Origin of the sequence: Paenibacillus sp. FSL R5-0914 (assembly GCF_038004525.1) — a bacterium.
Taxonomy (GTDB): domain Bacteria; phylum Bacillota; class Bacilli; order Paenibacillales; family Paenibacillaceae; genus Paenibacillus_AQ.
In genome coordinates this window covers 1,129,810-1,142,496 of record NZ_JBBORH010000003.1, presented here as the reverse complement: position 1 = coordinate 1,142,496, position 12,687 = coordinate 1,129,810, and the positions used below count along the sequence as shown (strand labels likewise).

The following is a 12,687-nucleotide window of genomic DNA, read 5'->3' as shown; positions in this document are numbered from 1 at the left end:
ATTATCCCCTCCGAAAGTAGTGCATATATACATCCTCTAGTGAAGGATTCACTAACCTTGCGTCCTCACATGGTGGATCTTTACTAACTACCCGAAGCGCTAATCCGTTATCTGTCTGCTGTACGTTAACCACAGTACCCTTTTCTTCGATTTGAGCGAGCATCCGTCCAGGGACATCTGCCTCCCAAACCTCCCCTTCCAAATCAAAGGTCAAGTCCTTAATCGTTCCTTGACGGAGTAGCTCTCCTCGCCCCATCAGAAGCACCTGCTTGGCGATATGATCGACATCGGAAACGATGTGGGTTGACAAAATAACAATACGCTCAGCTGAAATTTCAGAAATCAGATTTCGAAATCGCACGCGTTCCATAGGATCTAACCCTACCGTCGGTTCATCCAGAATGAGAATGCTCGGATGATTAAGCAAAGCTTGAGCGATGCCGAGTCTACGCTTCATGCCGCCGGAATACTTTCCGCATTTTTTATCCATCTCTCCAGATAGATTCACCGTTTGAGCCAACACCTCTATACGGTCGCCTGCCTCCTTCTTGGACAGCCCCTTTAGTGCGGCAACATAATACAAGAAATCGCGAGCTGAAAAATGATTGTACATCCCCAGATCTTGTGGCAAATAACCAATCTGAGCCCGGTACAAATCCCCCATCTCATCCTTGTTCTGTTCATTCAGCAGTACCTTTCCACGAGTTGGATATAGAACATCTGCTACAATACGCATCAATGTCGTTTTTCCTGTTCCGTTGGGACCTAGAAGGCCATACACACCAGGAGACATAGTAAGGTTAATGCTATTCAGAATCCGCTTCTTGCCGAAATTATGTTCTATACCTTGCAGCTTAAGCTCCAATCAGAAAACCTCCTTTTCTCAGCATTCTGGATTGAAAGATCATAGCCACCGTAAAAATAACTACTGACAGAATAGTGATTCCTATCAATCCAAGTAATTGGACGGAGGTTGCCCAGTTCACTACCACTTCTCCTGAAAAGAGAAGCATCCAAAAAAAAGGCAGCATGGAGAGCACAGTCGTCAGATGTCTAAAATTACGGATCTGCCCAGACAATACTAACGCTGCAGCCCCATTGATTAGAATCGGAATAAACCATAACAGTGTTGTACGGAACACCTGTTCATGATCCCTTACTGGGAATGCCATTGCGGTAACACTAAGGTTAAGCAGTATTGAAATCACACCTGCTATAAGGAAGCGTGCTTGTACATACTTATGCAGAGGGATTCGAAAGCTCCGTGCAAGTTCACCCATCCCACAGAGTGTATTACGCGCCGTATGGGAGACGACCACCAGTAAAGGCATGCAACCCACAATAGACAAAATAAACATAGGACTGACCATCTCTGTAACACTTAAAACTAGATATCCAATTACAAACAAGATCACGCCAAGTACAAGCTCTCTCCACCATCCTTGTGAAAAAAGAATCTTTATCTGTTGCCGAACCGATAGAGGAACTGGCGATTCCTGCCCCGGTAAAGCTCGCTTGGAGCTTCTCCATCGATTCATTGCTTCTTCTGCAAAACCGTCAAGTAGCGGCGGTTCAGGAATATACTTAATATGAGTCACGATCTCATTCAGTTCCTCTAACGTCATCTCGTGCTGTAAATTCAATTTCATGTAATCTTGTTCGTTACGTTGAGTGCTCATTTCTTTACTCCTTTCTTAAAAGGGTGGGATAAATCATTTGGCTTGGTCTGCTTAAGTAGCTCACGTAGTTTCAATAAAGAGCGGCTCACCCTAGATTTCACTGTAGACTCCGGTTCATGGGTTATTGCAGCTATTTCTGTAAACGTAAATTCATATTTATACCTTAATAAGAGTGCATCTCTTTGATCGTCTGGAAGTGAGCAGATTGCGGCGTATACCGTTTTAACCTCTTCACGAAGTAATATGCCTTCTAAAAAATCTTCGTCAACTGTGATCTCATCAGATATGCTTTGGTTCAACTCTGCTTGCCGAGTACTTTTACTGCGAAAATAGTCAATGCAGACATTTTGTGCGATTGCCATCAGCCAAGCTCGAAAGCTTCCGTGTTCATTTTGATAGCTGTCGAGCTTAGCCCATGCTTTTTCATATACGGTCTGTGCAAGATCCCAAGCTAATTCATCATTATGTATTTTCCATCTGATAAATCGATAGACATCACTATAGGTATGCCGAATTAATAACTCCACGGCTGCTTCATTCCCTTGCTGTGCTTCTACGATCCATTTGTCCTCGCTAATCTCAATTCCCCTCCAATCTTCCACTCTACTACATATAACGAAATCACCTATGAAGTAGACGCATCCTACTATGTACATTTTTACTAGAATCCATAATTCCACATAAAAAAGCCACCCAGAACATGGTTCTGACTAGCCTAAAATAAGATACAATCCAGATACAACTTACCTATCCACCCCAAGCATCTCCAGCCCAAGCCGTACACGAATATCTTCTGCATTCTCAGTTAAATAAAGAGCGTAAACCTTTATAATCGGCGTGTCTAACTCACATTGAAGTTGAAATAGCTTCTGTTGATCGAGATAAGGTTGGGCTATAGATCGTGGTAGAAATCCAAAGCCTGCCCCTAGTAGCAGCATGTCCAGCATAATCATCGAGTGATCGGTCTGAAGTGTCGGCACATAGCCCGCTCCAACGATACTAGTAAACCATTCCGGAAACGGACCTCCCCACTCTAAATGACAATACTCCCGCTGAAAAAAATCCTCCCTGCTTACAGGCGTTTCTCTTAATTGTGTGGAGACCAGAATAATCTCATCTTCAAACAGGAGATGTCTGGTCACCTTAGGATGTTCCGGCGGGTCATATTTAATCGCAACCTGGACTATTCCATCCAGTAAAAGATCACGTATCATATAGCTAGAATCAATATAACTTAGGAATTTGATGGCTACCTTGGGATGATCACGTCTAAATGAAAGAATATGCTGCAGGTAATAATAATGCCATACGGATCCGGGTCCACTCAAAATGATATAGTTCTCCAGTTCTTCGGATAGAGTCACCTTACTCTCTTCAAACAAACGAAGCATCCGCTCAGCATATGGAACAAAAGATATCCCTGCCTGCGTTAAGCTAACATTCCGGTTATCACGTGTAAAGAGCACCTTGCCCACCGAGTTTTCTAAAGCTTTTATTCTTGCGGTAACGGCGGACTGGGAGATATGTAGATGCTCTGAGGCTTTGGTGAAATTTCGAATTCTGCATACCGCCAAAAAAGCTTCTAATTGAGATAAGTCCATGGATAACACCCTCTATGATTCAAAATATTAATGATTACGATCTATAAAATTCGTTATACAAATTATATGTATTCAGTTATGATTTCGCTATATTTTTAAACTTATAAGTGTTGGAGGAATTTATATGGTTAGCAATATCAGAATCGAACAATTATTTACGATTAAGGAATCTATTAATGAGCTTTCAAAGCTTCTAATACAGGTGGTGGAGGATGGAGCCTCCATTGGTTTTTTACCACCCTTAGATCCGTCAGACTCTATATCATATTGGCACAATGTTTTGGCGCCCGATGTGATTCTTTTTGTCGCAACAATGAATGATATTATCGTGGGAAGTGTACAACTACATTTAAGTACAAAAGCAAACGGAACACACCGAGCCGAAATCGCAAAGCTAATGACACACTCTAATTATCGTCGTAATGGTATTGCTCGTTCTCTTATGCAAAAGGCTGAAGACAGAGCTAAGCAGGAAGACCGGTCTTTAATAGTGCTTGATACAAGAGAAGGTGACCCTTCCAACCTCCTCTATACTTCAATGGGCTACATACAAGCTGGACGTATTCCGAGCTATGCGATATCAGCAAATGGTGAATTACATGCGACGATTTTTTATTATAAGGTCATTGGCTAGACATTTTGAACTTAAAAACATTTTAAAAGGAAGAGTGGCGGAGGGGAAGCTTGGAACTGTAGGAGCGATAGCCCGCCTTTGTCCCCGGATTTCAACCGTGAAACACGGTATATAATCAAGAAATCTGGGGACAACAGCGGCCGGAAGTCCAAGCATTCACCGCAGTCACACAATTACCTTAATAGAAAAATCTTAAGTTCAACTAATATAGACAATTATAAAACACCAAGTTATAGTATTGATAATACTTTTAATAACCATTTTCAAAAGTCTAGAGGTGAATAAAATAAACCAAATCGCAAACAATTCTATTCGTGTTAAAAAGATAAATCAGGAGCTCATCAAGCAAGCCTTGAAATCGATGAAAGAAGGAACCAAATCAACGATTGCAACCGCCACCGGGTTAAGTATTGCCACTTGCGGAAATATTCTGAATGAGCTTATGGAGACAGGTGAAGTCATTGAGACGGAGCTGGAGGCTTCGAATGGAGGTCGGCCGGCCCGAAGATTCATCTATAATGCCGATTTCTCCTACATCGCATGCATCTATGCCAAAATTGAAGATGGCCAACAATCCTTAACCTATGCAGTAACGAATTCCGTTGGCGAACGTGTAGATGATGGATATATCAAGGCTGAGAGTATTGACGCTACAACCATTGATCATTTAGTAGGCACACTAATTCAAGCCTATAACAACATCAAAGCCGTTGGCATTGGAATCCCGGGACTGGTTCACCGAGGCGTCATCAATATTTGTGATATCAACACTTTAATTCACGCTCCCTTAGAGTCACTCCTCAGAGAGAAATACGAGGTTGAAGTCACAGTTGAAAATGACATGAATCTGACCGTTTACGGATTCTTTAAACAGCAGGATTACGAAGAGGATAAGACCATCGTTGTGTTGACCTTTATCAAAGGTGCCTTTCCAGGTGCAGGGATGATGATCGACGGGCATATCCACAAAGGCAATACTAGATTCGCGGGCGAAGTCTCATTTTTACCGTTTGGAATCTCTCGTGACGAGCAATTCATTCGTTTGGGGCAGACAGAAACGTTTATCCCATTGGCAGCTCATACCATCGCTTCATTGACGGCAGTTATTAACCCTGAGACGATTGCGCTCACAGGTGAACAAGTTAGACAAGAGGATGTGCCACATATCTATCAAAGTTGTCTGGCATTCATTCCAGAAGAGCATATGCCTCATCTAATTGTGCTGGATCACCCTGATGATTATTACATGAACGGATTAATTGCGATCACGCTGGAAAGCTTGACCTATTCGTTGCAGCTGGTTGAGAAGCGGCGGTAAGTATTTCTATGACCCTAACATTTGCATCATGGATTGGATCTAAAACCAACAAGAACTTCAGGAGGAATTACGAATGGCAACAAACAAAGAGAATATGATTGCAGGAAAGCTTTACATGGCTGGTGGAGAAGAATTAGCTAGAGATAGCAAAAAATCCAGAATGCTCACTCGTTTATTTAACAATACGACGGAAGAACAAGGCGAATATAGAGTAGAATTACTTAAGCAATTATTCGAGTCTACGGGTGAATCGTTGCATATTGAGCCACCTTTCCGCTGCGATTATGGCAGCAATATTACCGTCGGAAATAACTTTTACGCCAATTTCGACTGCATTATCCTGGACGTAGCAAAAGTAACGATAGGTGAGAATGTTCTCTTTGGACCTAGAGTAAGTGTATATACCGCTGGCCACCCCATAGATGCGGACGTTCGTATTAGTCTGCTCGAATTCGGTACACCGATTACCATTGGAAACAATGTCTGGGTTGGCGGAAATGCCGTTATCAATCCCGGGGTAAATATCGGCAACAATGTAATCATCGGCGCAGGCTCCGTCGTGACTAAAGATATCCCTGACAATGTAATCGCAGTGGGGAATCCTTGCAGAGTGCTAAGAGAAATTACAGAGGACGATAAACAACACTGGGAGAAGCTTAAAGAAGAGTACTACAGAGACATCGAGCAATAAAGATACCCGATTCTGGAGGTTCTCACGTTGAAAAAGCGTTTTGGCGGATTTAATAAGGTTTATGCCATGCAATTGGCAACGATCTTTTTGGGGTTTATTGTGTTTGGGATATCGGAAAATATTAAAGGGCCAGCCATTCCAAGAATTCAGTTTGACTTCAGTCTGGACGAAAAGCAGCTGGGTACCCTTCTATCCCTAAACGCACTAGGTTATTTGATCGCTTGTTCCTTCACAGCTGTATTGGTTCGTAAGTGGGGGATCAAGGCTGTCAGTATTATTGCTTTCGCATCCATGATATTCTCTGGCGTTCTAATTTACATCTCACATAGCTATCCCCTCTTCTCGGCTTCATACTTCCTAATGTATATTGGAAACGGAATGCTTGAGATTGGACTTGCCATCCTGGGAGCACGTATCTTCGTTAAAAATACCGGGACTATGATGAACTTATCCCATTTCTTTTACGGGTTTAGTTCCACGTTAGCTCCCCTACTGGCAACAGGGCTGATGACGGTAAGTATATTCGGTCATACTCTGGATTGGCGCGGAATGTATCTAATAATGCTTAGCTTATCTTTACTGCCTATAATATTTGCCTTACGGAGTACTTTTCCAGGTGACGATCTTCCACATGAAGACCGTATTCCCTTAAAAACGCTTGTCCGTGACCCTGCTTTATGGCTAATGGTTCTTATCCTTTCCTTCGGAGTCGTGTCGGAGCTTGCTGTAGGCGGATGGCTCGTAAATTTCCTTGAAAAAGCATACCTGTGGGATACGGTTACTGCTTCTGGGATGCTGTCTACCTTCTTTCTCTGCTTCTCGTTAGCAAGACTCCTACTCGGACCCGTTACTGATAAGATTGGATTTAACCTATCGCTTATCATCTTTTCAGCCTTCTCTGCCCTGTGTACGTTTGCCGCAATTTTGGGTGGAGAAAAGCTCGCATTTCTATTTGCCGCTGCAGGAATCGGGATTGCGATGATTTATCCTACGGTTATGGCTTTTATCGCCAAAAGATATCCACATGGTAGCGACACCGCCATCACATTTACAGTCACGTTAATGGGAGTAGGTAGCGTAATTGGCAACTATGCTATAGGTGCTGTGATCGAAGGCGTGAAGCGGCTTTACGGTGCAGAGACGCAAATAGGTTTATTACGCGGACTTCAAGCCGGTTATGGTTTTATCGGATTATGTGCAGCGATATGCGCGATATCCGGTTGTATTCTATATCGTTATTTACATCGCCGCCAAGAACTTATCTAACCTCATCTATATTACTTAAAAAACCTGTCGATTTAATCGGCAGGTTTTTTGGATTTCAACTATAGCTTCCCTGTATGTGCTGCACCGTACGGCGAGCTAAGATCATCAGTTGATGGACTAAGCGACCCGCAGCCCACTCATCAGCTCCAGTATTTTTCTAACAATTTGCTCCTCTTCGTTGCTCACCTTTTCCGTTGCCAATTCACCAAGCTCTGTGTGTTCTCCAACACAAACCGAATGAGCGGAATGTCTAAACATTTCTATGTCGTTAGCATCGTTACCAAAAGCGATAAATTGCTGCATTTCTACGCCTAATTGTTGTAATCCTGTCCATTTATTTATGCCTTTAGGGCTAATATCTATAATGTCCTCTTGACCATGTCTATAAATCACAACAGGTAGTTTATGTAGCTGATCTAATAACTGTTCCCCGTTTAGGCTTCTCAAAATAACTACTTTCACAAGCTCATCCAGCTCAGATGGACTTACATTTTTGGCGCGTTGTTCTGGATCTACATTTCTCCGAATGGGATGATCATCAGAACTCGAATATGAATAATCCCAGTGACTGTCAATCAAATAAGCTGCATTAAACTCTTCTATTAATTTCAAGAGGATATCCGAAGTTTGCGCGTCAAAATGTATCGTCGAAATAACCTCTCCACCTTTTGCAATAAACGCACCATTCCCGCCAACCATAGAAAAATGATGCATATGTGCAGGCAACACAGGCAACAAATCACGAATAGGCCGGGCTGACGCAAAAATAACCTCATGACCTTTTTCAATTAAAGTATCCAAGGCTTGTACGATTCGTTCACTCAAAGGTTTGCCGCTAAAACATATGGTTCCATCTAAATCAAAAATAAATTTCATCGTCTATATCCTCCCCTTTTTCTCTATAATAACGAGTTCGTATATAATAGAAAGGACCGATGTCCAAAAAGGAGTACGCAATGAAAACTATTCAGGATCCAAATCTTATAGCACATTACATTACCCAATTTAATCTAAATCAAGTATTCACGACATCAAAACATGCTTTAATTCAGTTACGTGTCTATGAGCAGAATGAAATCATTTTGCATGAGGGGGATGAGCTGGACGGAATTTATTTTCAAGTGGAGGGGCGTACTAAGGTCTCTTCTAGTGTGGGAACGGGAAAATCCTTGTTATTACGGTTCTGCTCACCCTTGTCATTATTCGGGGACATTGAATACGTGCAGGAGGTTGTGGTCCAATCCCAAGTGGAAGCGGTACAACAAACCTCTCTCTTATTTATCCCGAAACAAAAGGTTGAGTCTGACCTAATGGATAACCATAGCTTTAAAGATTTATTGCTGAAACATCTTTCTTACAAGCTTCTAACCTGCACATCCGCATCACGGACGAACTTACTAGGCGCTGTCGAGGAAAGGTTTGCAAGTTATCTATTAACGATACAGCTCCAACGGGAGTTTGGAAAAGAAATTCAGACACCCTATATCCCAGATATAGCATCGTTAATTGGGACTACTCCCCGCCATTTAAACCGTGTCATTCAGCGACTCACCGACATGGAGATCTTATATAAAGTTAAGCAAGAAATTGTAGTACTCGACTGGGATCGTTTGGATGAATTATCTAACGGAATAAGATTTGAATAACCTAAAAGCCCATCATTCATTTGAGGATAAAATGATCGATGTCATCATAACGGATATCGATCTTTTCTCCGTTTCTTTTGACAAGATTTATATACAGAGGAGCTGCATCAACACTTCCGCCACCCACCAATACATGGTAGTCATCATTGATTTCATATTTACGGATGTACAAACCTGAACCAACGTCTTCAAAGGGATAACCTTCAAAATCCTTCCACGACAACGCCTCGCCTTGCTGAGCTAGATCCCGTATTTCATCCATGGACAATATCGCAGCTTTTTTATCATTACAGGCTGAAAGTATAATCGTCAAAGCAAACAATAACAGCATTATCAAGTTACGCTTACTTCTCATTCATAAACCTCCCAACTTTATATTTTGTTATTTATAGGAAAATATAAGGTAATAATAACATAGCTTAGACTAGATGTTAAAAAGGAGTAAAGTCCTTTTGGGGGTGCTTTACTCCTTTTGAAATCTTTAATTGGGAGGGATATTGGATTGGCACCGCAAGCTACAACACCGGAAAATGAATATAAAAAAACAGGTCAGTCATGGTGGTATCTGACCATAATCGACCTGTTCTATGTAAGGCTCTAGCGTTAATTAGGTTACGCTTTTCAAGAATTTTCGTACGTACAAAGGAAATCAAGAGATTCTTGTTGCGGCATTACATGGGTTATACGTATTAAGGTTGAATAATGGATTCATTCGGCACTGAATAGGGCTAATCATCAATCACGTGCTAACATGAACTAAAATAGTATTACTCTTTTAGCATTTCAAAAAATTCTGATATATTTGTGGCGACATTTTGTGTTACAGGTGAAAATTCCTCTGACTCTTCGTGAAACCAAATAACTACAGTAGGTTCTTCTATTTCTCTAAAATCCAAACAAATAAAATCCCCTGAAAAAAGTGCTGCAATAGGAACTACATTCATCCCCACTAAATCTTCATTATCAGTTAATCTATCACCTATTTGTGTAATAATAACTTCAACATCATACCATCCATTAATAGGGTCAGACTCACTATCATTCAATATACAAAGAAACTTTTCAATTATATATTCATGTTGATTAAAACTAAACATATTTGTGATTGGTACAGCTCCATTATTATCCTTAATAAAACTCCTATAAGTCTCAGGAAATGAAACTCTCAAGCTTCGCTCAACTACATCTAATAATTCATCGGTTGGCAATGGAAGGACAATCGTATTAACATCCAATCTCACTTCTCTCACTTCCTATTCTTATCTTTTAGCATGCGCCCAACCACCTGGAGCTCTCCCACCCTGATGATTTATGGAATTATGTATACCAAAAGGTACTAATTCCATTCTACCGTCAATTTCAGAATGATGCCATGTTGTGCCAGGTGGGCGTTTTCCACCTGGAAGTTGTGAATCAAGCCATTGGAACTGTTGTGGATCAGACTTCTTCCAATAGTCTTTCGGCAACTGTAAAATAACAGGATTCTCATCAATCTTTATAATTAAATCAGCTTTCTCAAAATCAGGATGTTTTACACCAGGCTTCATAGGTACATCTGGTATTTTCTCTAGTTCCTTCGCTCGTTCTCTAATCAACTTAATTTGCTTTTGTGTTAGTGTATCTCCCCCTGGTACATTTCTCCACTTCCAAGGGACATTTGAATTAACTTTCTCTGCATACACTGTAGCATAATCATCTAATACTTCATCAAACTTTTTATTGCCTGACAAGAAATCATCAATGTTTTTTGAATAAGACGATTTACTGCCACTTACACCATTACCCGTTCCTTCAACCGCCTTCACTTCCACGTCCTTTATTGAATGATTACTCTCACTCTTCCCTTCCATCTTCTCTCTAAAAATCCGATCCATTTCATTCTTAAAATTGATTTGCATCGGAGTCTGTGGAAGTGCCGGGGTATCTACATCTAGATTATTTATTTTGAATTGAAAACCTTCATTTGTGCTGAATGCCGGCAACGGTTTTTGTACCTCAAACCCTTTTACAGAATCTAACCCTTTTGGAGGCTTTAGACCTCCACCTCCTGTAGGAAGCAAAGATTTTTCTACCGGACCATACAACAACGTTACCATTCCCAGACTGTTGAGCCAATGATCCGCTGACCATGCTTCGTCTGGATTAAATGCTCCTTTCGCCATCTCCACTGTTCCCAGTGTTAACCAATTCGCAAACTTCTCCTTTGAATCAAACATATGCTCTGATCGATCTTTGGCTGCTTCATATATCCCGACCGGGATATCTCCTGTTATCCCTAATGTTAACCAGTTGAAGAAGTCATAGGGGGAGTCTGTGGCCTTATCCGCACGAGTTCTTAATGTACCTACAAAACCCGTTCCAATCTCTTTAAAACTGTCTATCGATTTATAAAAGGCATTTTTAGAATCCTCGGGTTTTGCTTGAACCTCCGGTTTATTCGTTCTAAACAGATTATAGGAATCCAGTTGGGCGACTGATGAAGTCAATTTTATAACATCTCCCCAAGCCTTTCCACCTTGGTTTGTCATCACGTGTGCACCCAGACTTACTCCAGTAGCAATCATCTGTTCCATGGTGGTTTGAATGCCTTCCAGTTGGTCTTTTGCCCAGGCTCCCTTCTCCCCTTTTTCCATTGCCATCCGTAGTAGCAACTGATACGCTTCATTCTGCACTAGTGGTACGCTTCTACTAGTGATAGACGGATCATAATCACATGCCTTAACCACTGGTTTCTTAAAATAAGTGCTTAGATCCTTACCCGCCTGGTACTGGACCTCGTCTATACCCAAGGATTCCAGCTTCTTGCGTGCGTCTTCCGCTAGCTTATGCATTGCGTCCATTTGAGTCTGATTTCCAAACGCTTGATATACCTTATAGGCGGTTTGCGCCTTCGCGATCTGATCCCGCGCCAGGTAGATATCCTTCAGCTTGCTTTGCGCGGCTATGGAGTCGATCGTTCCCAGTCCTGAATTTTTAATAGTTGCTTGGAGCTTCTGCACCATAGGATCCCTACTCAACTCATCCCAACCCCTCAGAGTAGCAACCGAGGTGATCAGATTCGTGACTGCTTTCTGAGCCGTCGTCGGGATAGAAGACTTCCCTATTGCACTTCCGCCCCCAAACCTTTCGAACATACCGCCAAGAACACCGAGCTGTTGAAAAAGTTGATTTGCCTGCCTCTTGTTCTCATCCTGTGCGCCTTGAACACCTTTTATTGCGCCTCGAATGATGTCTTCCAGTTTTTCCGCTTCTACCGTCAGTTCGTTGATGATTATCTGCGCCTGCACCTGGTTTGATCCTAATGGGATACCACTCCAGTTACTAGCTTGACCTTTCAACTGGAGATACAACCGATTGGTGTCCTGGCTTACCTGTCTTATTTTCGTCTGCAGGCGCTCGACTTCCTCTACGTTAAATGTAAGCTTCGTTGACGCCATGTGATTCCCCCTGCTTGCTTCTAATAAAATTAGCTATGCAGCACTCTGCATAGCTAATTGCATTCTTATGTAGTGGGGCTCATGTTGTTGAAAGTATATTGATAGATTCTTAGAAACCTTTTTGAGAGTTCTTAATATTTTTAGAAAGTTCTGAATAACTCTTAGATACATTATTCATATGAGTTCCAATATCCTCAAGCGCTTTGCCAAATGCATCGAAAGTTTTCTGCATACTTTTTACCTTTTCGGCAAAATCTCTAGCTGCTGCATCCTCCCAAATACTATTCAGATTCGTTGCTGTCGTCATAATTTTTTTCATTAATGCATCGTACTCTTGTTTTTGTTTCAAAACCGTATTTGCCTGCGATGCCAATCCCTCGTAACTCAATGTAACTTTGTCTGCCATTCTTAACCT

14 protein-coding genes are annotated in these 12,687 nt (G+C 41.6%); 5 read left to right on the top strand and 9 right to left on the bottom strand.

The genetic code is table 11. From position 1 onward, the window contains the following. Nucleotide 1 precedes the first annotated feature (1 nt). From MKX60_RS28260 to MKX60_RS28245, 4 genes are all read right to left on the bottom strand, one after another. Nucleotides 2-865 (bottom strand): ABC transporter ATP-binding protein, encoded by an 864-nt coding sequence (locus tag MKX60_RS28260; protein WP_076301124.1) that lies wholly within the window; start codon nucleotides 863-865, stop codon nucleotides 2-4. Beyond that, on the bottom strand, nucleotides 855-1,679 hold the full coding sequence (locus MKX60_RS28255; protein WP_076283346.1) for a hypothetical protein: 825 nt from the start codon (nucleotides 1,677-1,679) through the stop codon (nucleotides 855-857). The genes MKX60_RS28260 and MKX60_RS28255 overlap by 11 nt, the downstream gene beginning before the upstream one ends. Next, nucleotides 1,676-2,359 (bottom strand): RNA polymerase sigma factor, encoded by a 684-nt coding sequence (locus MKX60_RS28250; protein WP_081392992.1) that lies wholly within the window; start codon nucleotides 2,357-2,359, stop codon nucleotides 1,676-1,678. The genes MKX60_RS28255 and MKX60_RS28250 overlap by 4 nt, the downstream gene beginning before the upstream one ends. A 63-nt stretch (nucleotides 2,360-2,422) precedes the next feature. Next, on the bottom strand, nucleotides 2,423-3,280 hold the full coding sequence (locus tag MKX60_RS28245; RefSeq protein ID WP_076283347.1) for a LysR family transcriptional regulator: 858 nt from the start codon (nucleotides 3,278-3,280) through the stop codon (nucleotides 2,423-2,425). A 124-nt stretch (nucleotides 3,281-3,404) separates the two neighbouring features. On the opposite strand from MKX60_RS28245, the gene MKX60_RS28240 reads away from it, so the two are divergent. From MKX60_RS28240 to MKX60_RS28225, 4 genes are all read left to right on the top strand, one after another. Beyond that, nucleotides 3,405-3,914, top strand: a complete 510-nt coding sequence (locus tag MKX60_RS28240; protein ID WP_341061620.1) for a GNAT family N-acetyltransferase — start codon at nucleotides 3,405-3,407, stop codon at nucleotides 3,912-3,914. A gap of 361 nt (nucleotides 3,915-4,275) precedes the next feature. Beyond that, nucleotides 4,276-5,232, top strand: coding sequence for an ROK family protein (locus tag MKX60_RS28235; protein ID WP_341061728.1), 957 nt, complete (start codon nucleotides 4,276-4,278; stop codon nucleotides 5,230-5,232). A 73-nt stretch (nucleotides 5,233-5,305) separates the two neighbouring features. Beyond that, complete coding sequence (locus tag MKX60_RS28230) at nucleotides 5,306-5,923, top strand: sugar O-acetyltransferase (protein ID WP_076283349.1); 618 nt, start codon at nucleotides 5,306-5,308, stop codon at nucleotides 5,921-5,923. Nucleotides 5,924-5,989: 66 nt separating this feature from the next. Continuing rightward, complete coding sequence (locus MKX60_RS28225) at nucleotides 5,990-7,189, top strand: MFS transporter (RefSeq protein WP_076283420.1); 1,200 nt, start codon at nucleotides 5,990-5,992, stop codon at nucleotides 7,187-7,189. A gap of 117 nt (nucleotides 7,190-7,306) precedes the next feature. Here the strand turns inward: MKX60_RS28225 and MKX60_RS28220 are convergent, their stop codons facing one another. Then, complete coding sequence (locus MKX60_RS28220; RefSeq protein ID WP_076283421.1) at nucleotides 7,307-8,065, bottom strand: HAD-IIB family hydrolase; 759 nt, start codon at nucleotides 8,063-8,065, stop codon at nucleotides 7,307-7,309. Nucleotides 8,066-8,145: 80 nt separating this feature from the next. Between MKX60_RS28220 and MKX60_RS28215 the strand changes: the two genes are divergently transcribed. Then, nucleotides 8,146-8,835, top strand: coding sequence for a Crp/Fnr family transcriptional regulator (locus MKX60_RS28215; RefSeq protein ID WP_341061619.1), 690 nt, complete (start codon nucleotides 8,146-8,148; stop codon nucleotides 8,833-8,835). Nucleotides 8,836-8,851: 16 nt separating this feature from the next. Here the strand turns inward: MKX60_RS28215 and MKX60_RS28210 are convergent, their stop codons facing one another. From MKX60_RS28210 to MKX60_RS28195, 4 genes are all read right to left on the bottom strand, one after another. Beyond that, a complete protein-coding gene (locus MKX60_RS28210; protein ID WP_341061618.1) occupies nucleotides 8,852-9,190 on the bottom strand; it encodes a hypothetical protein in 339 nt (112 codons plus the stop codon). A 412-nt stretch (nucleotides 9,191-9,602) separates the two neighbouring features. After that, entirely contained in the window at nucleotides 9,603-10,076 is a 474-nt protein-coding gene (locus MKX60_RS28205; protein ID WP_076202898.1) for an SMI1/KNR4 family protein, read from the bottom strand. A gap of 18 nt (nucleotides 10,077-10,094) precedes the next feature. Continuing rightward, on the bottom strand, nucleotides 10,095-12,272 hold the full coding sequence (locus MKX60_RS28200) for an HNH endonuclease signature motif containing protein (protein ID WP_341061617.1): 2,178 nt from the start codon (nucleotides 12,270-12,272) through the stop codon (nucleotides 10,095-10,097). Nucleotides 12,273-12,381: 109 nt separating this feature from the next. Beyond that, nucleotides 12,382-12,678 (bottom strand): WXG100 family type VII secretion target, encoded by a 297-nt coding sequence (locus tag MKX60_RS28195; protein ID WP_094874805.1) that lies wholly within the window; start codon nucleotides 12,676-12,678, stop codon nucleotides 12,382-12,384. Nucleotides 12,679-12,687: the final 9 nt, after the last annotated feature.